We start from the raw sequence: 19,242 nt of genomic DNA, 5'->3' as shown, positions 1-19,242 counted from the left end.
CACGCTCTTCGACGACGGCTCCTCGATCGCCGAGGCGGAGCCTCGGGGCGATGCGCCGCTGACCGGAACCCCTGCCGCGGCCAGCTCCCAAGGGCCGACCGTCCAGACCGGTGGCGACTTCCCCGCAGGCTTCCCGACTTCCTCGTTCGGTGACGGCGCCGTCGCCCCGCGGGCGGACGGCACCGGCCCGGAGGGGTGGGTCATCAAGGGGAACCCGCGCTCGATGCTGTTCCACACCCCGAAGTCGCCGTCGTACTCGCGCACCAGGGCCGAGGTGTGGTTCCGTGACGAGGCCGCAGCGACTGCCGCCGGGTTCACCAACGCGCTCGACCGCAAGAACACCAAGACGAAGGGTGACGAGTCATGAGCACCACGCTGACGCCGATCCTCACGAAGTTCTGGGACGACCCGCAGAGCTGGACTCTCGAGACCTACGAGAAGAACGACGGCTACAAGGCGCTCACCAAGGCGCTCGCGACGGCGCCCGCCGACCTCGTGCAGATGACCAAGGACTCGGGCCTGCGCGGTCGCGGTGGAGCCGGCTTCCCCACGGGGATGAAGTGGGGCTTCCTCCCTCCGCCGGACGGCGGCCCTCGCTACCTCGTCGTCAACGCCGACGAGTCCGAGCCGGGCACGTGCAAGGACATCCCGCTCATGATGGCGGCGCCGCAGTTCCTCATCGAGGGCTGCGTCATCACGTCCTACGCGATCGGCTGCAACCACGCCTTCATCTACCTTCGTGGTGAGGTCGTCCACGTCTACCGTCGCCTCATGCGCGCGGTGGAGGAGGCGTATGCCGCGGGTCACCTCGGCAAGAACATCCACGGCTCGGGCTTCGACCTCGACATCACCGTCCACGCGGGCGCCGGCGCCTACATCTGTGGCGAGGAGACCGCGCTCCTCGACAGCCTCGAGGGCCGTCGCGGCCAGCCGCGCCTCAAGCCGCCGTTCCCGGCCGTCGCCGGCCTCTACGCCCGGCCCACCGTCGTCAACAACGTCGAGAGCATCGCCTCGGTGCCCCCGATCCTGCTCCACGGCTCCGAGTGGTTCGGCGACATGGGCACCGAGAAGTCCCAGGGCTTCGGCATCTTCAGCCTGTCGGGCCACGTCAAGAACCCGGGTCAGTACGAAGCGCCCCTCGGCATCACCCTGCGTGAGCTGCTCGAGATGGCCGGTGGCATGCGCGACCCCGAGAAGCAGCTGAAGTTCTGGACGCCTGGTGGCTCCTCGACCCCGCTCTTCACGGCCGAGCACCTCGACACCCCGCTCGACTTCGAGTCGGTCGCCGCGGCCGGATCGATGCTCGGCACTCGCGCCCTCCAGATCTTCGACGAGACCACCTGTGTCGTGCGCGCCGTCGACCGCTGGACCGACTTCTACAAGCACGAGTCCTGCGGCAAGTGCACCCCCTGCCGTGAGGGCACGTGGTGGCTCAAGCAGATCCTCGGTCGCCTCGAGCACGGTCAGGGCAGCGAAGAGGATCTCGACAAGCTCCTCGACATCTGCGACAACATCCTCGGCCGCAGCTTCTGCGCACTCGGCGACGGCGCGACGAGCCCGATCACGAGCTCGATCCAGTACTTCCGCGAGGAGTACATCGCCCACCTGACCGAAGGCTCCTGCCCGTTCGACTCGCGTGAGTCGACGCTCTTCCACAAGGACCGCGTGACGGCATGACTGTGATCTCGAAAAACGCGGCAGACAAGTCCGGGAGCGAAGCTGGTGACAAGCCGGCCGTCGAGATGGTCGAGCTGACCATCGACGGCATCGACGTCTCCGTCCCCAAGAACACCCTCGTCATCCGGGCGGCCGAGGAGGTCGGGATCGAGATCCCGCGCTTCTGCGACCACCCGCTGCTCGAGCCGGTCGGCGCCTGCCGGCAGTGCCTCGTCGACGTGGCGACCCCGGGCCCGGACGGGACCCTGCGCCCCATGCCGAAGCCGCAGGCGTCGTGCACCATGACGGTCTCACCCGGCATGCAGGTCAAGACGCAGCACACCTCCGAGGTCGCCGAGAAGGCGCAGCACGGTGTCATGGAGCTGCTCCTCATCAACCACCCGCTCGACTGCCCGGTCTGCGACAAGGGTGGCGAGTGCCCCCTCCAGAACCAGGCGATGAGCAGCGGACGGCCGGTGAGCCGCTTCGAGGACGTCAAGCGGACCTACCCCAAACCGATCAACATCTCGAGCCAGGTCCTCCTTGACCGCGAGCGCTGCGTCCTGTGTGCCCGCTGCACCCGCTTCTCCGAGCAGGTCGCCGGTGACCCCTTCATCGCGCTCGTCGAGCGCGGCGCCCTGCAGCAGGTCGGCATCTACGAGGAGAAGCCGTTCGAGTCCTACTTCTCGGGCAACACGGTCCAGATCTGCCCGGTGGGCGCACTGACCGGTGCGGCCTACCGTTTCCGCGCGCGTCCGTTCGACCTCGTCTCCACGCCGAGCATCTGTGAGCACTGCGCCAGTGGCTGCTCCACCCGCACCGACCACCGTCGTGGCTCGGTCCTGCGCCGCATGGCTGCCAACGAGCCGGCGGTCAACGAGGAGTGGAACTGCGACAAGGGCCGATGGGCCTTCCAGTACGCCACGCTCCCCGACCGTCTCGGCCTGCCGATGGTCCGTGAGGACGGCGAGCTCAGGGTCGCCTCCTGGCGGGAGGCCCTCGAGGTCGCCGCCGCTGGTCTCAAGGCCGCGCCCAGTGCGGGCGTGCTCGTCGGCGGGCGCGTCAGCGCCGAGGACGCCTACGCCTACGCCAAGTTCGCGCGCACCGTGCTCGGCACCAACGACGTCGACTTCCGCGCCCGGCCGCACTCGGCCGAGGAGGCGGAGTTCCTCGCGTCCCACGTGGTGCGGACCTCTCCTGCGTCCGGTGCCGTGACCTATGCGGACCTCGAGAACGCGAAGACCGTCGTCCTCGCGGGCTTCGAGCCCGAGGACGAGAGCCCCATCATCTTCCTGCGCCTGCGCAAGGCGGCGCGCAAGAACAAGACGGCCGTGTATGCCGTGTCGCCCGTCGCGACCCGCGGGCTCACCAAGGTCTCCGGTCACCTCATCCCGACCGCCCCCGGCACCGAGCCGGAGGTCCTCGACGCCCTCGGCAAGGGTGCCGCGAGCGGCGCCGCAGGTGAGGGTCCCGACACCGTGCGGGCCGCCGCCGAGGCGCTGCGCGGCGAGGGTGCGATCATCCTCGTCGGCGAGCGCCTGGCCACTGTCCCCGGCGCCCTGAGCGCTGCCGCCCGTCTCGCCGAGACGACCGGTGCCCGGCTCGCCTGGATCCCGCGTCGCGCGGGGGAGCGCGGTGCCCTCGAGGCCGGTGCCCTCCCGACGCTGCTCCCCGGTGGCCGCGCCGTGAGCGATGCCGCAGCCCGCGCCGAGGTCGCCTCGGCCTGGGGTGTCGTCGGCCTCCCGGATGCTCCTGGTCGCGACTCCGCGGCCATCCTCGAGGGCGCGCGCACCGGCAAGATCGGTGCCCTCGTCGTCGGTGGCGTCGACCCGCTCGACTTCGGCCGGGCCGACGCGATCACGGCGTTCGAGTCGACCTTCGTGGTCTCGCTGGAGATCCGTGAGTCCGCCGTCACCGCTGTCGCCGACGTCGTCCTGCCCGTCGCGGCGCACGCCGAGAAGGCCGGGACCTTCGTCGACTGGGAGGGGCGCGCGCGCACCTTCCAGCGAGCCCTCGAGACCGGCTACGTCAGCGACCACCGCGCCCTCGACATGATCGCCGACGAGCTGGGCGAGTTCCTCGGCTGCCGCACCGTCGCCGAGGTCCGCTCCGAGATGGAGCGGATCGGCCCGTCATCGACGGAGCGCCGGGCCGCGGCTCCGACGGTCGAGGCCGGTGAGGTGCCCAGCGCCGAGGACGGTCATCTCGTCCTCGCCACCTGGCGCCACCTGCTCGACCGCGGTCGGCTCCAGGACGGCGAGCCGTTCCTCGCCGGCACCGCACCGAGGCCGACCGCCAAGGTCTCCCGGACGACCGCCGACTCGCTCGGTGTCACCGACGGCGACACCGTCACCGTCGTCATCGGCGACTCGTCGGTCGACCCCATCACGGTCCCCGTCACCGTCACGCAGATGGCCGACCACGTCGTCTGGCTCCCGACCCACTCCGCGGGGTGCGACCTCCGCGCCACGCTCGCCGACGCACCGGCCATCCGCGTCTCCGTCACCAAGGTCGACAAAGGAAGTGCAGCATGAGCGCCCTTCTCGCCCTCTCCAGCGCAACGGAAGCGTTGAGCGGCGCCGGACTGACCGGCATACCCACGCTCGTCGCCGAAGGCACGGACAACCCCATCGCCGACTTCTCGGACACGCCGTGGTGGCTCTCGCTGCTCAAGGCCGTGGTCATCTTCGTCTACCTCCTCGTGTCGACGCTCATGGTCATCTGGTTCGAGCGGCGCGTCATCGGTCGCATGCAGCAGCGCCCCGGCCCCAACCGCAACGGCCCGTTCGGTCTGCTCCAGACCCTCGCCGACGGCATGAAGGCCATGCTCAAGGAGGACGTCACCCCCGCCAAGGCGGACCGGATCGTCTTCACCCTCGCGCCACTCATCACGGCGACCATGTGCTTCATCGGCTTCGCGATCATCCCGCTCGGCGGCGAGGTCACCGTGTTCGGCCACACCACGCCACTGCAGCTCGCCGACTCCTCGATCTCGGTGCTCTTCGTGCTCGCCATCGCCGGCATCGGCATCTACGGCGTCGTGCTCGCCGGCTGGTCGTCGGGCTCGCCCTACCCGCTCATGGGTGGCCTGCGCTCCTCGGCCCAGATGATCTCCTACGAGATCGCGATGGGCCTCTCGCTCGTCGCCGTCTTCCTCTACAGCGGCTCGATGTCGACCTCGCAGATCGTCGGCGCGCAGAACAACGTCTGGTACATCATTCCGGCGTTCTTCAGCTTCTTCGTCTACATCATCACCATGGTCGGCGAGACCAACCGCCTGCCGTTCGACCTCGCCGAGGGTGAGGGCGAGCTCACGGGTGGCTTCCACACCGAGTACGGCTCGATGCGCTTCGCCATGTTCTTCCTCGGCGAGTACATCAACATGTTCACGGTCTCGGCACTGGCCACGACGATGTTCCTCGGCGGGTGGATGGCGCCCCCCGGCATCGCCGCGATCAACGACGGCATGTTCAACGAGGGCTGGTGGGGCCTGCTGTGGTTCACCATCAAGCTTCTGGATGTTCATGTTCCTCTTCGTCTGGCTTCGTGGCTCCCTGCCGCGCACCCGCTACGACCAGTTCATGCGCTTCGGCTGGAAGTTCCTCATCCCCGCCACGCTCGGCTGGGTCGTGCTGGTCGCGTTCTTCCGGGGCGCGCAGAACGGCTGGTTCGGTGACGCCGCCCTGGAGTTCGCGGGCCGTCGCTTCCCGGTGTCCTCGTTGGCCATCGTCGCGCTCGTCGCCGTCGGTGCCCTGGCGTTCGGCTGGTGGTGGGACTCACGTGCCCTGGCCAAGGAGGCAGCCGCGTCTGTTGCACCGCCGGAGGAGATCGACCCGTATGCCGGTGGCTACCCCGTGCCGCCGTTGCCCGGTCAGCGTCTGCGCGAGACCGCAAGCGTCGGGGCACCTGCCCTCCCCGGGGCCGATCCCGTGACGCCCAAGCGTCCGAGCGGGCCCGCCGAGTTCGACTTCACCGACAAGGAGGCCCCTCGTGGCTGACGACAAGAAGAAGGCGGGGTTCCTGTCCGACCTCTTCGCGCCCGTGGGTGGCTTCGGGGTGACCTTCGCGACGATGTTCCGCAAGGTCGCCACGACCGAGTACCCCGAGGTGAAGCGGCCGACGGCCCAGCGCTTCCACGGACGCCACCAGCTCAACCGTCACCCCGACGGTCTGGAGAAGTGCGTCGGCTGCGAGCTGTGCGCGTGGGCCTGCCCGGCCGACGCGATCCTCGTCGAGGGCGCCAACAACGACGACCTCTCCGGCCAGCGCTTCTCACCCGGGGAGCGCTACGGCCGCGTCTACCAGATCAACTACCTGCGCTGCATCTTCTGCGGCCTGTGCATCGAGGCCTGCCCGACGCGCGCGCTGACGATGACCAACGAGTACGAGCTGGCCGACAACAACCGCGCGGACCTCATCTTCACCAAGGAGCAGCTGCTCGCCCCGCTCCAGGGCGGCATGGTCGCTGCGCCGCACCCGATGGTCGAGGGCATGGAGGAGCGCGACTACTACCTGGGCAAGGTCTCGGAGGCCACGCCCACCCAGAAGGACTGGGCGCAGACCAACCACGCCCAGACCAGCCCTGCGATCGACGCGACGGGTGCCTCGGGGTCCACGGGTGCCGTGAAGGAGCCTGCGCAATGACCGTCTTCTTCGGGCCATGCTCGTCTGCCTTCCGGGCCTCGCTCCTTCGTCGCTCGTGTCCTCAGGAGGTCCTCGCATGACCAGCACCGGAGAAGCCATCCTCTTCTGGATCCTCGGCCCCCTCGCCGTCATCGGCGCGATGGGCCTGATCTTTGCTCGCAAGGCCGTCCACGCCGCGCTCGGCATGGCGCTGACGATGATCATCCTCGGCATCTTCTACCTCGCCCAGGGTGCCGACTTCCTCGGCGTCATCCAGATCTTCGTCTACACCGGCGCCGTGATGATGCTCTTCCTCTTCGTCGTCATGCTCGTCGGCGTCGACTCCTCCGACAGCATCGTCGAGACCCTCAAGGGCCAGCGCGCGGCCACCGTCGTCCTGACCCTGGGGCTGGCAGCCCTCCTCATGGGCGCCGTCGGACGCATCACCATCGGTGACGCCCCCGCCGACAAGCTCAACGCGGTCAACAACGAGACCGGCAACGTCTCCGGGATGGCGGAGCTGATCTTCGGCCGCTACGTCTGGGTCTTCGAGGCCACGTCGGCGCTGCTCATCACTGCAGCGCTGGCGGCCATGGTCCTGGCCCACCGCGAGCGCCTGGGCGCCCGCCCCGACCAGCGTGCGTGGAGCGAACGCCGGATCCGCGGCGGCGAGAACCTCGCCGGCCTGCCGGTGCCCGGTGTCTACGCCCGTCACAACGCCATCGACACCCCGGCCCTGCTGCCCGACGGCACGCCGAGCGAGCTGTCCATCTCGCGCGTCCTCACCGCCCGCGACCAGGTCGGCTCGGCCGCGCCGTGGCTCGACGCCGAGCGCGAGATCGAGCGCGACCTCGGCCAGGACCGTCGCCGGGGCGAGGACGACGACGACAACGACAGCGTCACGACGGGCAACGACGACCGCGTCGACCCGGACGCGACGAGGGAGGGCCAGCGATGAGCCTGATCAACTACATCTACCTGGCGACGCTGCTGTTCGTCATCGGCGGGGCGACCGTGCTCACCCGACGCAACGCGATCGTCGTCTTCATGGGTGTCGAGCTGATGCTCAACGCGGCCAACCTCGCCTTCGTCACCTTCGCCCGCATGCACGGCAACCTCCACGGGCAGGCCATCGCCCTGTTCGTCATGGTGGTCGCTGCCGCAGAGGTCGTCGTCGGCCTGGCCATCATCATGGCGATCTTCCGTGCCCGCCGGTCGGCTTCTGTCGACGATGCCAACCTGCTGAAGCTCTAAGGGGCACTCGTGAACGTTTCTCTCCTGCTCGCCGCGGAAGGTGAGGTGGCCGCGGCCACCGGCATCACGGCATACGCCTGGCTTCTCGTGGCGTTCCCCCTGCTCGGCGCGGCGATCCTCCTGCTCGGCGGCAGGGCCACCAACGCCTGGGGACACCTGCTCGCCACCGCTCTGTCGTGGGCCAGCTTCGTCCTCGGCTTCGTCCTGCTGTTCGCCATGATCGGGCGGGGCGGCGAGGAGCGCGGCGCGCACCTCAGCGGGTGGAACTTCATCCCCGCGGGGCAGTTCCAGCTCGAGACGGGGCTGCTCGTCGACCAGCTGTCGATCGCCTTCGTCCTGCTCATCACCTTCGTCGGGTCCCTCATCCACGTCTACTCCATCGGCTACATGGAGCACGACGTCGACCGGCGCAAGTTCTTCGCCTACCTCAACCTCTTCGTCGCGGCCATGCTGCTCGTGGTGCTCGCGGACTCCTACCTGCTGCTCTTCGTCGGCTGGGAGGGGGTCGGTCTCGCGTCCTACCTGCTCATCGGCTTCTGGAACCACAACCCGGCCTACGCGACGGCGGCCAACAAGGCGTTCTTCGTCAACCGCGTCGGTGACGTCGGCATGTCGATCGCGCTGATGTACATGTTCTACACGTTCGGCGCGGTGGACTTCGCGACCGTGCACGCCGGCGCTGCCGAGGCGGGTTCGACCGCCATGACCACGCTCGGGCTGCTGCTGCTCGTCGGTGCCTGCGCGAAGTCGGCTCAGTTCCCGCTGCAGTCGTGGCTCGGCGACGCCATGGCCGGCCCGACCCCCGTCTCGGCGCTCATCCACGCCGCGACGATGGTCACCGCCGGTGTCTACCTCGTCGTCCGCTCGCACGACATCTTCAACGCCGCCCCCAACGCGCAGCTCGCGGTCGCCGTCGTCGGTGCCATCACGCTGCTCTACGGAGCGATCGTCGGGTGCGCCAAGGACGACATCAAGAAGGCGCTGGCGGCCTCGACCATGTCGCAGATCGGCTACATGATGCTCGCCGCCGGGCTCGGACCGGTGGGCTACGCCTTCGCGATCTTCCACCTCATCACCCACGGCTTCTTCAAGGCCGGCATGTTCCTCGGTGCCGGCTCGGTCATGCACGGCATGAACGACCAGGTCAACATGCGCCGCTTCGGTGGCCTCTCCAGCGCCATGAAGATCACCTGGATCACGTTCGGCCTGGGCTGGCTCGCCATCCTCGGTGTCCCGCCGTTCTCGGGCTTCTGGTCCAAGGACAAGATCATCGAGGCAGCGTTCATCGGTGACGGCTGGCGCCCGTGGGTCTTCGGGTTCGTGGCGCTCATCGGTGCCGGGATCACCGCCTTCTACATGTCCCGCCTGTTCTTCATGACCTTCCACGGCAAGAAGCGCTGGGTCGACGAGGCGGAGGCGCGCGAGCTCGGATCGCGCGCGGTGCACCCGCACGAGTCGCCGCTGACGATGACCGTCCCGATGATCGTGCTCGCGGTGGGCTCAGGCCTGCTGGGCCTCGTCCTCTCGTGGGGCGGCATGTTCACCCACTGGCTCGAGCCGGTCGTCGGCGAGCACGGGGAGGAGCACCCGGTGCTCGCGGTCCCGGTCATCATGGGACTGACGCTGCTCCTCGTGGCCGGCGGGGCGGCATACGCCTGGATGTTGTACTGGCGCGACGCGGTCCCGCAGACGGCACCGCGAGGCTCCCTCCTCACCCAGGCCGCCCGCGTCGACCTCTACCAGGACGCCATCAACGAGGGCCTGTTCATGCGGCCCGGGACCCACCTCACCCGCGCGCTCGTCTTCACCGACGGCAAGGGTGTGGACGGGCTGACCGGCTCGATGGCCGCCTCCATCGGCGGGCTGTCCTCGCGACTGCGCCGCCTCCAGACCGGCTACGCCCGGTCCTATGCCCTGACGATGCTCACCGGTGTCGTCGCCATTCTCGGAGCACTGTGGGTGATGAACTGATGTCCGGCCTGCCCCTGCTCACGCTCATGATGGTCGTGCCGCTCGTCGGCGCGGCGGTCATCTGGCTGCTGCCGTCCGCCTCGTCGCGGCTGGCCAAGCCGATCGCGCTGGGCGTCTCGTTGCTGACCCTCGCGCTCGCCCTGGTCGCCTGGGGTCGGTTCGACGCCGGGTCGGGTGACCGCTACCAGCTGACCGAGACGCACTCGTGGATCCCCCAGTTCGGGGTGTCCTACGCCCTCGGCGTCGACGGCATCGCGCTCTCGCTCATCGTCATGGCCGCGATCCTCACGCCGATCTGCCTGCTGGCGGCGTGGAACGACCTTGAAAGTGACAGGGACGACGACGTCAGTGGAATGCGGGAGAAGACCTACTTCGCGCTCATGCTCGTGCTGCTCACCTTCATGGTGGGTGTCTTCGCGGCGCGCGACGTCTTCCTGTTCTACGTGTTCTTCGAGGCCATGCTCATCCCGGTCTACTTCCTCATCGGGCTGTTCGGTGGACCGCGCCGTCAGTACGCCGCCGTGAAGTTCATCCTCTTCTCGCTCGTCGGCGGGCTCATCATGCTCGTCGCCGTCATCGGCCTCTACTTCCAGGGGCCGGGTGGCGAGCAGGGCTTCCTCTACGAGTCGCTCGAAGGTGCTGTCGGCGGGTCGACCGCGACCCAGCGCTGGCTGTTCATCGGCTTCTTCATCGCGTTCGCGATCAAGGCGCCGATGTGGCCGGTCCACACGTGGCTGCCCGACGCGGCATCCGAGGCTCGTCCCGCCACTGCCGTGCTGCTCGTCGGCGTCCTCGACAAGGTCGGCACCTTCGGGATGCTGCGCTTCTGCCTCGGCTTCTTCCCGGAGGCGTCGCAGTGGGCCACCCCGGTGGTCATCACGCTTGCGGTCATCTCGGTGATCTACGGCGCGCTGCTCGCCATCGGGTCGCGCGACATCATGCGGCTCATCGCGTTCACCTCGATCAGCCACTTTGGCTTCATCGTCCTGGGCATCTTCGCGATGACGACGACGGCCGGTGGCGGGTCGGCGCTCTACATGATCAACCACGGGTTCTCGACCGCCGGGCTCTTCCTGCTCGCCGGGTTCCTCATCTCGCGGCACGGCTCCCAGCGCATCGCCGACTACGGAGGCTGGCAACGGGTCACCCCCGTGCTCGCCGGGACCTTCCTCGTGGCTGGACTCTCGTCGTTGGCGCTGCCCGGCCTGTCGTCCTACGTGTCGGAGTTCCTCGTGCTCACGGGGACCTTCCAGCGCTACCAGGTGGCCGCGGCGATCGCCACCATCGGCATCGTCCTCGCCGCGCTCTACATCCTGCTGACCTACCAGCGGGTCTTCACCGGTCCGCGTCCGAGCTTCGCGGAGGGCTCCGAGCCCCGCGACCTGGGGCTGCGCGAGAAGCTCGTCGTGGCGCCGATCATCGCCTCGTTCCTGCTCCTCGGCGTCTACCCGAAGCCGGTGCTCGACCTCGTCAACCCGGCCGTGAAGCAGACGCTCGAACTCGTCGGTGTCACTGATCCGACGCCGACCAACGCCACCGGGAGTGCCCAGTGACCGCCCTGTCCACCGCGATGCCGACCGCCTTCGAGGCCGTCCAGGTCAACTACGGCGCCGTCGCGCCCATGCTGATCGTCGTCGGCGCCGCGCTCATCGGTGTCCTCGTCGAGGCGTTCGCGCCGCGGACCTCGCGTCACGTCATCCAGGTCTCGCTCGCCCTCGCTGCGCTCGTGGCATCCTTCGCGGTGCTCGCGCTGGTGTCCGTCGACAACCAGACGGTCACCGCCGGCGGCTCGATCGTCGTCGACGGCCCGGCCCTGTTCATGCAGGGGACGCTGCTGATCTTCTCGGTGCTCGGCGTGCTCACGATGTCCGAGCGCTTCGGCGGGCGCTCCGCCGATGCCTTCACCCCGATGGGTGCGGCCACCCCGGGCTCGCCGGCCCAGTCCGCGGCCGACCGCGCCGGGTTCGCGACGTCGGAGGCCTTCCCGCTGACGCTGTTCGCCGTGTTCGGCATGCTCATGTTCGTCTCGTCGAACGACCTCATCACGATGTTCGTCGCTCTCGAGGTCCTGTCCCTGCCGCTCTACGTGCTGACCGGCCTGGCCCGACGTCGCCGGCTGCTCTCGCAGGAGGCCTCGCTCAAGTACTTCCTGCTGGGTGCCTTCTCGTCGGCCTTCTTCCTCTTCGGTGCGGCACTGCTCTACGGGTATGCCGGGTCGACCGACCTCGCGAGGATCGCCGAGGCGATCACCACGGCCAACGGCGCCTACGAAGGCCTGTTGCTCCCGGGCGTGGTCCTCACCCTCATCGGGCTGCTCTTCAAGATCGGCGCGGTGCCGTTCCACTCGTGGACGCCCGACGCCTACCAGGGCGCTCCGACGCCGGTCACCGGGTTCATGGCCGCGGCGACCAAGCTCGCCGCCTTCGGTGCGATCCTGCGCCTCGTCTACGTCGGCGTGGAGTCCTCACGTCTCGAGTGGCGCCTCGGAGTGGCCGCGATCGCCGTCCTGACCATGGTCGTGGGCTCGGTTCTGTCGGTCACCCAGACCGACATCAAGCGACTCCTGGCCTACTCGTCCATCGCGCACGCCGGCTTCATCCTCGTCGGTGTCCTGGCCTTCGACGTCACCGGCGTCTCCGGCACGATGTTCTACCTCGCTGCCTACGGTCTGGCGACCATCGCCGCGTTCGCCATCGTCTCCCTGGTCCGCTCCGGCGGGTCCGAGGCGACGCACCTCTCGCAGTGGGCCGGCCTGGGCAGGAAGCACCCGGTCGTCGCCGGCATCTTCGCGCTCCTGCTCCTCGCGTTCGCGGGCATCCCGCTCACGTCCGGCTTCACGGCGAAGTTCGCGGCGTTCGCCCCGGCGATCGCGCACGGTGGTCTGGCAGGCATCGTCATGGTCGTCGTCGGTGTGCTGGCCTCGGCCGTCACCGCGTTCGTCTACTTCCGGCTCATCGTGCTCATGTACTTCACGGAGCCGACCGGTGACGACGACGTCGTCGCGCTGACCCCGTCGATCGCCTCGACGATCGCCATCACCGTCGGCGCCCTCGGCACCGTCGTGCTCGGCGTCGTCCCGGGCCCGATCCTCGACCTCGCCGGTCGGGTGTCGCAGTTCATCCAGTGACCCTCGCCCTGCCCGAGGTCTCGGCCGGGTTGCAGGAGCGGCTCACCGACGGTCTCGCCCGGGTCGAGGCGCTCATCGAGGAGCGCATCGACCACGACGACGCCTTCATCGCCGACGCCAACGTGCACCTGCTCCGGGCCGGCGGCAAGCGGTTCCGGCCGATGCTCACGATCCTCGCCGCCGAGCTGGGCGAGGGGGTCAACGATGCCGTCGTCACGGCGGCCGCCGCGGTGGAGCTGACCCACCTGGCCTCGCTCTACCACGACGACGTCATGGACGAGGCGGAGCTGCGCCGGGGCACACCCACGGCCAACACGGCATACGGCAACTCCACCGCCATCCTCATCGGTGACCTCCTCTTCGGGCACGCATCTGCCCTGGTCGCCGAGCTGGGCAACGATGCGGTGCGGATCCAGGCCGAGACCTTCATCCGGCTGTGCACCGGTCAGATCCGCGACGAGCGGCAGGCGCCCGAGGGTGAGGATGCCGGCGCCTACTACCTGCGCGTCCTCGAGGACAAGACCGGTGTGCTCATCGCGACCGCTGCCCGATATGGCGCGATGTTCGCGGGCTGTGATGACGACGTCGTCGAGACGATGCGGGTCTATGGCGAGCGACTGGGCATGGCCTTCCAGCTCGCCGACGACCTCATCGACATCGAGTCCTCGGCGGAGGAGCTCGGCAAGACGCCGGGCACGGACCTGCGCGAGGGCAAGCGGACCCTCGCCGTGCTCCATGCCCTGGCCTCGACGGCGCCCGACGACGCCCGGCTCCTGGAGCTGCTGCAGTCGGAGCTGTCAGGTGACGCCGAGCTGGGCGAGGCGCTCGAGCTGCTGAGGGTGCACCCGGCGCTGGACCGGGCCCGCGCCGAGACCCGCGCGGTCGGCGAGCAGGCGCAGGAGGCGTTGACCGAGCTGCCCGACAGCGAGGCGAAGACCGCCCTGCTGGCGCTGGCCACGTCGGTCACGCACCGCGTCTCCTGAGGGACCCCTCAAGAGGCTGGGGGGCTGGGCGTCTCGCCGTAGTCCGGGTCGACGGCCTCGACGTCCATCACCGCGGTCCTGCCGCTGGCGAACTCGAGGGTGACCTCGACGAACTCGGCCCCTCGGATCTGTTCCTTCACGTCGTGGAGGACGAGGTGGGGAGCGCCGCGCTCCAGCTGGACCCAGTCCATGGGGGTGAGGTCCACGGGGAACGACCCCTCGCTGAGGGTGATCCTGATGGCCACCGGACTGCTGGCCCCCGTGAGCGTGCGGGGCTCGCCGGAGCTGTTGTGGAGCCAGACGTAGAGAGGCACGTCCTCACCCTCCTCCCAGCCGTCCGGGTCCTGGGGCGGCTCGAGGTGGGCGTAGCGGATCTTGACACCGTCGACCTCGAGGTTGGTTCCCGGTGAGTCACCCGTGGTGGTCTGGTAGTCCGAGCAGGAGGCCGTGGTGATGCCCACGGCCACGGCGGTCGCGACCGCGGCGACAGGGCGGCGAAACGATCTCATGCCTCCACCATGCCCGGTCCGCGCCCGCTGAACCACCGATTCCGGTGACGCTTCGGACACCAGGGCGACGGGCCAGGTGGCGTGTGTCGCGGCGTCGCGCCGGACTGCGTGGAGGCACCGGATGGGGCAGGGCGGCAGCGCAGATCAGCGCCGATCAGCTCAGCTCAGCACAGGTCAGCGCAGGAGGAAGTAGGACAGCGCGGCCGAGGTCGAGACGTCGCGGCACGGGTAGCCGAGGTTCGCCACATGGGTCGCGAAGTCGGCGTCGTCGCGCACGCCCTCGAAGGCGCAGAGCACCCGGCCGTAGTCGGTGCCGTGGCTGCGGTAGTGGAACATCGTGATGTTCCACCGGGTGCCGAGCTCGGTGAGGAAGCGGCTCAGGGCGCCGGGGTGCTCCGGGAACTCGAAGCTGTAGACCTCCTCGTCTGCGCCCGACGAACGCCCGCCGATCATGTAGCGCACGTGCGTCTTGGCAGTGTCGTCCTCGGAGAGGTCGACCGACTCGTAGCCCGCGGCGGTGAGGTTGTCATGGATCTGGCGGCCCTCGGCCGCGCCGCCGGAGAAGCTGCACGCCGACGAAGATCCGTGCTCGCTCGGTCCCGTCCGCCCGGTAGTTGAACTCCGTGACCGAGCGGCCGGCCAGCACGCCGACGAACTCCAGGAACGCGCCGGCGCGGTCTGGGATGGTCACACCGAAGAGCGCCTCGCGATGCTCGCCGATCTCGGCCCGCTCGGAGATGTAGCGCAGCGTGTCGAACGGGACGTTGGCGCCGGAGAGGATGTGCGCCAACCTTTCTCCCTGTATGCCGTGTGCGGCGACGTACTTCTTGAGTCCCGCGAGTGCCACGGCGCCAGCCGGCTCCGCGACGGCACGCACGTCCTCGAAGATGTCCTTGACCGCCGCGCAGATCTCGTCCGAGCCGACGGTGACGACGTCGTCGAGATGGCGGCGGCAGAGCTCGAAGGTCCGGTCCCCGATCCGCTTCACCGCGACGCCCTCGGCGAAGCGGCTCACCTCGGGGAGGTCCACCGGCTCGCCGGCTTCGAGGGCGGCGTGCAAGCAGGCGGCGTCCTCGGGCTCGACGCCGATGACCTTGATGCCGGGCATGAGGTTCTTGATGAGGCCGGCGACGCCGGCCGCCAGCCCGCCACCGCCGACGGGCACGAAGACCCGGTCGAGGTGGGCGTCCTGCTGGATGAGCTCGAGCCCGATCGTGCCTTGGCCGGCGATGACGAGCGGGTCGTCGAACGGTGGGATGTAGGTGAGTCCGCGCGCGTCCGCGAGACGCAGCGCCTCGGCCTGCGCGACGTCGAACGTGTCACCCACGAGCACGACCTCCGCGCCGTGACCACGGACGGCCTCCACCTTGATCGGCGCCGTCGTCGCGGGCATGACGACCACCGCGGTGACACCGAGCAGGGACGCGGACAGCGCCACGCCCTGGGCGTGGTTGCCGGCCGAGGCGGTGACGACTCCCCGCTCGCGCTCCTCAGGGCTGAGGCCGCCCATCCGCGTGTAGGCGCCGCGGATCTTGAACGAGTGGATCGGTTGGCGGTCCTCCCGCTTGACCTGCACGGTGTTGCCCAGGCGCTCGGACAGCGAGTCCATGACCTCGAGCGGGGTGACGACTGCGGCCTCATAGACCGGCGCCCGCAGGACGGCCCGCAGCAGCTCCGACCCGTTGGCCCGGTCGGCGAGCTCTTCGATGGACATGGGTCAAGCAAACCGCGAGTTCGCCGGGTCGAGTATCACGGCCACCAGTCGAGACACGGCCCGACGCCGGGCGTCAGCTCGGGGGCCGGAGCTCACCGTCGATCCTGCGCGTGAGACCCCAGGGGTTGTCATCGCGCAGCGGCTCGGGCAGCACGTCGAGGGGGAGGTCCTGGTAGGCCACGGGTCGCTGGAAGCGCTCGATGGACAGGCTGCCCACGCTGGTGGTGCGACCATCGGTGGTGGCGGGGAACGGCCCGCCGTGGACCATCGCGTGTCCGACCTCGACACCGGTGGGCCAGCCGTTGAAGAGGATCCGGCCGGCTTTCTGCTCACAGGTGGGGAGCAGCCGACGCGCCACCTCGGTGTCCTCGTCGGTGGCGTGCAGGGTCATCGTCAGCTGGCCCTCGAGTCCCCGGAGGTGGTGCTCCAGCGCCTCCACCCCGTCGTAGCGGACGACGACTCCCGATGCGCCGAACACCTCGTCACTCACCGGGCTCGACAGCGCGTCTGCCTCCATCACCTCCACCACCTGCGGGGCGGGAGCATGCTCACCGCCCTCGGTGCCCTGCGCGACGACTCGGACGTGGCCGGCGTCGCGCAGTCTGGCCGCTCCCGTGGCGTAGGCCTGCGCGATGGCGGGCGAGAGCATGGTCGCCCCGGCCGCTTCGCCGACAGCAGCGCCGGCCGCCGCGAGGAACCGGTCGCCCGCATCGCCGATGGGGAGGAACAGCAGGCCCGGGTTGGTGCAGAACTGACCGGCGCCGAGGGTGAGTGAGGCGACGTATGCCGCTGCCAGGGCTTCGGCTGCCGCCTCCCGTGCCAGTGCGCCGGGGAGGACGACGACCGGGTTGATCGAGGACATCTCGGCGTGCACGGGGATCGGCACGGGCCGCTGCGAGGCGGCTGCCAGCAGGGCGAGCCCACCGGCCCGGGAGCCGGTGAAGCCGACCGCGGTGATCCGGGGGTCCTTGACGAGGGCGATCCCGAGCTGGAGGCCCGCGGGACCGTCGGGTCCGAGCAGGAACGAGAAGGTGCCCGGGTGGAGGCCGGCGCCAGCGACCGCGCGCCCGATGGCCCGGGCAACGAGGTGGCCCGTGCGCGGGTGGCCCGGATGGCCCTTGACGACGACGGGGCAGCCGGCCGCCAGCGCGGAGGCGGTGTCACCACCGGCGGTCGAGAAGGCGAGTGGGAAGTTGCTCGCCCCGAAGACGGCGACCGGCCCGAGCGGGACCATCCGCTGGCGGATGTCGGGCCGGGGCAGCGGTGAACGGTCCGGCAGCGCCGGGTCGATGCGGACCCCGAGGTGGTCACCTCGGCGCACGACCTCGGCGAACAGGCGCAGCTGCCCCGTCGTGCGGCCGACCTCGCCGGTGATGCGACCGCGCGGGAGGTGGCTCTCGGTGACCGCCGCCTCGATGATCGCGTCCTGGTCGGCCTCGATCTCGCCGGCGACGGACTCGAGGAAGGCAGCTCGCTCGTCGGGACTGGTGAGGCGATAGGTCAGGAACGCCTCGGCCGCCGCGCTCGTGGCCACTGCCACGTCGGCATCCCCGCCGGGGTCGGTCTCGGCTCCGGCGATGATGGAGCGGGGCTGCTCGGGCTGGGTCATGGGGGTCCTCTCGTGGGGGATCGCTGGTCGAGGAAGGGGATGAGCCGGGGGTGGCTTCTGTCAGTCGTCTCGCTGCGCCCAGGCCGACCGCACGTCATCGATGTGGGTCAGCATGAGGGCCTCGGTGCCCTGCGCGTCTCCAGCCACGACCAGGTCGAGGATCCGGTCGTGCTCGCGGGCGGAGCGCAGGAGCTGCTCGGCATTGCTGGTCTCGTTGAGGCCGTAGAGCCGGCTGCGCGAGCGGAGGGACCCGACCACCTCGACGAGGTGGAAGTTGCCCGCGAGCTCGAGCAGCGCCAGGTGGAAGGCCCGGTCGGCCTCGACGTAGGCGACCAGGTCTGCTGTGACTGCGAAGTTCTCGATGGCGGCGGCGAATGGGCGGAGGCCCTCGACCACGTCCGGCGCGATGCGTCCGGCTCGGACGGCAGCGGCGACGTCCCGGACGGTCGGCGCCTCGATGAGCAGTCGCAGCGCGGTGATCTCATCGAGGTCGCGGTTCGAGAGCTCGGTGACCCGGAAGCCCTTGTTGCGCACGGCCGTGACGAGCCCCTCGCTCGCGAGGTCGAGCATCGCCTCACGCACGGGTGTGGCCGAGACCTCGAAGCGCTCGGCCAGCCCCGGCACCGAGTAGAGCTCACCCGGATGCAGCTCACCCGCCACGATGGAGCCGCGCAGGGCTGCAGCGATCTCCTGGCGGAGGTTGCGTCGACCGCCGAACGTCGGCAGGGCCGCAGGGTGGACCGGCAGGCGGGAGGGGGACGGACGGGACATTCGGGGCTTCACCTCGTGCTGGACGTCATGAGTACTGTGTAATACATTACTGCATCACGACCCGTCCACCGCGACCTCCCTGGAGCCTGCTTCCGATGACCACGACCGACGCCACCCGCCACGCTGCTGCCCCCGAGCGCTCGCCCTGGCACGGCGTGCTCGTCGCCACGGCGCTGCCCTTCACCGCCGACCTCCAGGTCGACTACGACGCCTATGCCGAGCACGTGGCCTGGCTCGCCGCGTCCGGTGTGCACGGCGTGGTGCCCAACGGCTCGCTGGGTGAGTACCCCGTGCTCACCGCCGAGGAGCGCGCCAGGGTCGTCGAGACCGCCGTGGCGGCCTCGCCCCAGGGCTTCACGGTCATGGCGGGCGTCGGCGCCTACGGCGCGTTCGAGTCCCGGCGCTGGGCCGAGCAGGCAGCCGAGGCCGGCGCGAACGTGCTCATGGCCCTGCCACCCAACAGCTATCGCGCCGACGAGCGCGCGGTGGTGGAGCACTACCGCGAGATCGCCAAGGCCGGCCTGCCGGTGACGGCCTACAACAACCCCATCGACACCAAGACCGACCTGACGCCACCGCTGCTGGCGACGCTCCACCAGGAGGGCCTCATCGTCGGCGTCAAGGAGTTCACCGGGGACGTCCGTCGTGCCTACGAGATCGCCGAGCTCGCCCCGGGCCTGGACCTGATGATCGGCTCGGACGACGTGGTCCTCGAGGTGGGTCTCGCCGGTGCGAAGGGCTGGGTCGCCGGCTACACCAACGCCTTCCCGAAGTCCACCGTCGAGCTCTACGAGCTGTCGGTCGCCCGCGACGTCGAGAGGGCCCTGCCGCTCTACCGCTCCCTGCACCCGTTGCTTCGCTGGGACTCCAAGGTCGAGTTCGTCCAGGCGATCAAGCTGTCCATGGACATCGTCGGTCGCCGGGGCGGTCCGGTGCGCCCGCCACGGCAGCCGCTCACGCCGGAGCAGGAGGCCTCGGTGCGCGCAGCGACCGAGCGGGCCCTCGACGCAGGGCTCTGCTGAGCC

General features: G+C 69.7%; 16 protein-coding genes and 1 pseudogene. 12 read left to right on the top strand and 5 right to left on the bottom strand.

The window, feature by feature from the left end:
* The first annotated feature begins 25 nt into the window (after positions 1–25).
* The 11 genes and pseudogenes from ACZZ98_RS04385 (at position 26) to ACZZ98_RS04335 (ending at position 13,614) form a co-directional block, all read left to right on the top strand.
* Entirely contained in the window at positions 26–367 is a 342-nt protein-coding gene (locus ACZZ98_RS04385) for a sunset domain-containing protein (protein WP_463517720.1), read from the top strand.
* Positions 364–1,677 (top strand): NADH-quinone oxidoreductase subunit NuoF, encoded by a 1,314-nt coding sequence (nuoF, locus tag ACZZ98_RS04380; protein WP_463515100.1) that lies wholly within the window; start codon positions 364–366, stop codon positions 1,675–1,677. Before ACZZ98_RS04385 ends, nuoF begins: the two co-directional genes overlap by 4 nt.
* Positions 1,674–4,190 (top strand): NADH-quinone oxidoreductase subunit G, encoded by a 2,517-nt coding sequence (locus ACZZ98_RS04375; protein WP_463515099.1) that lies wholly within the window; start codon positions 1,674–1,676, stop codon positions 4,188–4,190. Before nuoF ends, ACZZ98_RS04375 begins: the two co-directional genes overlap by 4 nt.
* Positions 4,187–5,654, top strand: a pseudogene (gene nuoH, locus ACZZ98_RS04370) (NADH-quinone oxidoreductase subunit NuoH). The gene ACZZ98_RS04375 and the pseudogene nuoH overlap by 4 nt, the downstream one beginning before the upstream one ends.
* A complete protein-coding gene (gene nuoI / locus ACZZ98_RS04365; protein ID WP_463515098.1) occupies positions 5,647–6,300 on the top strand; it encodes an NADH-quinone oxidoreductase subunit NuoI in 654 nt (217 codons plus the stop codon). The pseudogene nuoH and the gene nuoI overlap by 8 nt, the downstream one beginning before the upstream one ends.
* Before the next feature lie 76 nt (positions 6,301–6,376).
* Complete coding sequence (locus ACZZ98_RS04360; RefSeq protein WP_463515097.1) at positions 6,377–7,237, top strand: NADH-quinone oxidoreductase subunit J; 861 nt, start codon at positions 6,377–6,379, stop codon at positions 7,235–7,237.
* Positions 7,234–7,533, top strand: coding sequence for an NADH-quinone oxidoreductase subunit NuoK (nuoK, locus tag ACZZ98_RS04355; protein WP_380085771.1), 300 nt, complete (start codon positions 7,234–7,236; stop codon positions 7,531–7,533). Before ACZZ98_RS04360 ends, nuoK begins: the two co-directional genes overlap by 4 nt.
* A 9-nt stretch (positions 7,534–7,542) precedes the next feature.
* A complete protein-coding gene (gene nuoL, locus ACZZ98_RS04350) occupies positions 7,543–9,504 on the top strand; it encodes an NADH-quinone oxidoreductase subunit L (RefSeq protein ID WP_463515096.1) in 1,962 nt (653 codons plus the stop codon).
* Positions 9,504–11,057 (top strand): NADH-quinone oxidoreductase subunit M, encoded by a 1,554-nt coding sequence (locus ACZZ98_RS04345; RefSeq protein WP_463515095.1) that lies wholly within the window; start codon positions 9,504–9,506, stop codon positions 11,055–11,057. The genes nuoL and ACZZ98_RS04345 overlap by 1 nt, the downstream gene beginning before the upstream one ends.
* Positions 11,058–11,074: 17 nt before the next feature.
* Positions 11,075–12,631 (top strand): NADH-quinone oxidoreductase subunit NuoN, encoded by a 1,557-nt coding sequence (gene nuoN / locus ACZZ98_RS04340; protein ID WP_463517719.1) that lies wholly within the window; start codon positions 11,075–11,077, stop codon positions 12,629–12,631.
* The gene (locus tag ACZZ98_RS04335; RefSeq protein WP_463515094.1) at positions 12,628–13,614 is read left to right on the top strand and encodes a polyprenyl synthetase family protein; all 987 of its coding nucleotides are present in this window, start codon (positions 12,628–12,630) and stop codon (positions 13,612–13,614) included. The genes nuoN and ACZZ98_RS04335 overlap by 4 nt, the downstream gene beginning before the upstream one ends.
* Before the next feature lie 8 nt (positions 13,615–13,622).
* Here ACZZ98_RS04335 and ACZZ98_RS04330 read toward each other — a convergent pair whose 3' ends face one another.
* The 5 genes from ACZZ98_RS04330 to ACZZ98_RS04310 all read right to left on the bottom strand — a co-directional run bounded on the left by ACZZ98_RS04330 (position 13,623) and on the right by ACZZ98_RS04310 (position 18,217).
* Positions 13,623–14,123 carry a copper chaperone PCu(A)C domain-containing protein gene (locus tag ACZZ98_RS04330; RefSeq protein ID WP_463515093.1) on the bottom strand — a complete coding sequence of 167 codons (501 nt, stop codon included), beginning with the start codon at positions 14,121–14,123 and terminating at the stop codon, positions 13,623–13,625.
* Positions 14,124–14,297: 174 nt separating this feature from the next.
* Positions 14,298–14,576, bottom strand: coding sequence for a hypothetical protein (locus ACZZ98_RS04325; protein ID WP_463517718.1), 279 nt, complete (start codon positions 14,574–14,576; stop codon positions 14,298–14,300).
* A gap of 73 nt (positions 14,577–14,649) precedes the next feature.
* A complete protein-coding gene (gene ilvA, locus ACZZ98_RS04320) occupies positions 14,650–15,837 on the bottom strand; it encodes a threonine ammonia-lyase, biosynthetic (RefSeq protein WP_463515092.1) in 1,188 nt (395 codons plus the stop codon).
* Between the two features lie 73 nt (positions 15,838–15,910).
* Complete coding sequence (locus ACZZ98_RS04315) at positions 15,911–17,446, bottom strand: aldehyde dehydrogenase (NADP(+)) (RefSeq protein WP_463515091.1); 1,536 nt, start codon at positions 17,444–17,446, stop codon at positions 15,911–15,913.
* Between the two features lie 60 nt (positions 17,447–17,506).
* Positions 17,507–18,217 carry a GntR family transcriptional regulator gene (locus ACZZ98_RS04310; RefSeq protein ID WP_463515090.1) on the bottom strand — a complete coding sequence of 237 codons (711 nt, stop codon included), beginning with the start codon at positions 18,215–18,217 and terminating at the stop codon, positions 17,507–17,509.
* Positions 18,218–18,312: 95 nt separating this feature from the next.
* Between ACZZ98_RS04310 and ACZZ98_RS04305 the strand changes: the two genes are divergently transcribed.
* The gene (locus tag ACZZ98_RS04305; protein WP_463515089.1) at positions 18,313–19,239 is read left to right on the top strand and encodes a dihydrodipicolinate synthase family protein; all 927 of its coding nucleotides are present in this window, start codon (positions 18,313–18,315) and stop codon (positions 19,237–19,239) included.
* Positions 19,240–19,242: the final 3 nt, after the last annotated feature.

The organism is Knoellia sp. AC549 (assembly GCF_979258975.1).
This window is presented reverse-complemented; position numbering and strand designations above follow the sequence as displayed.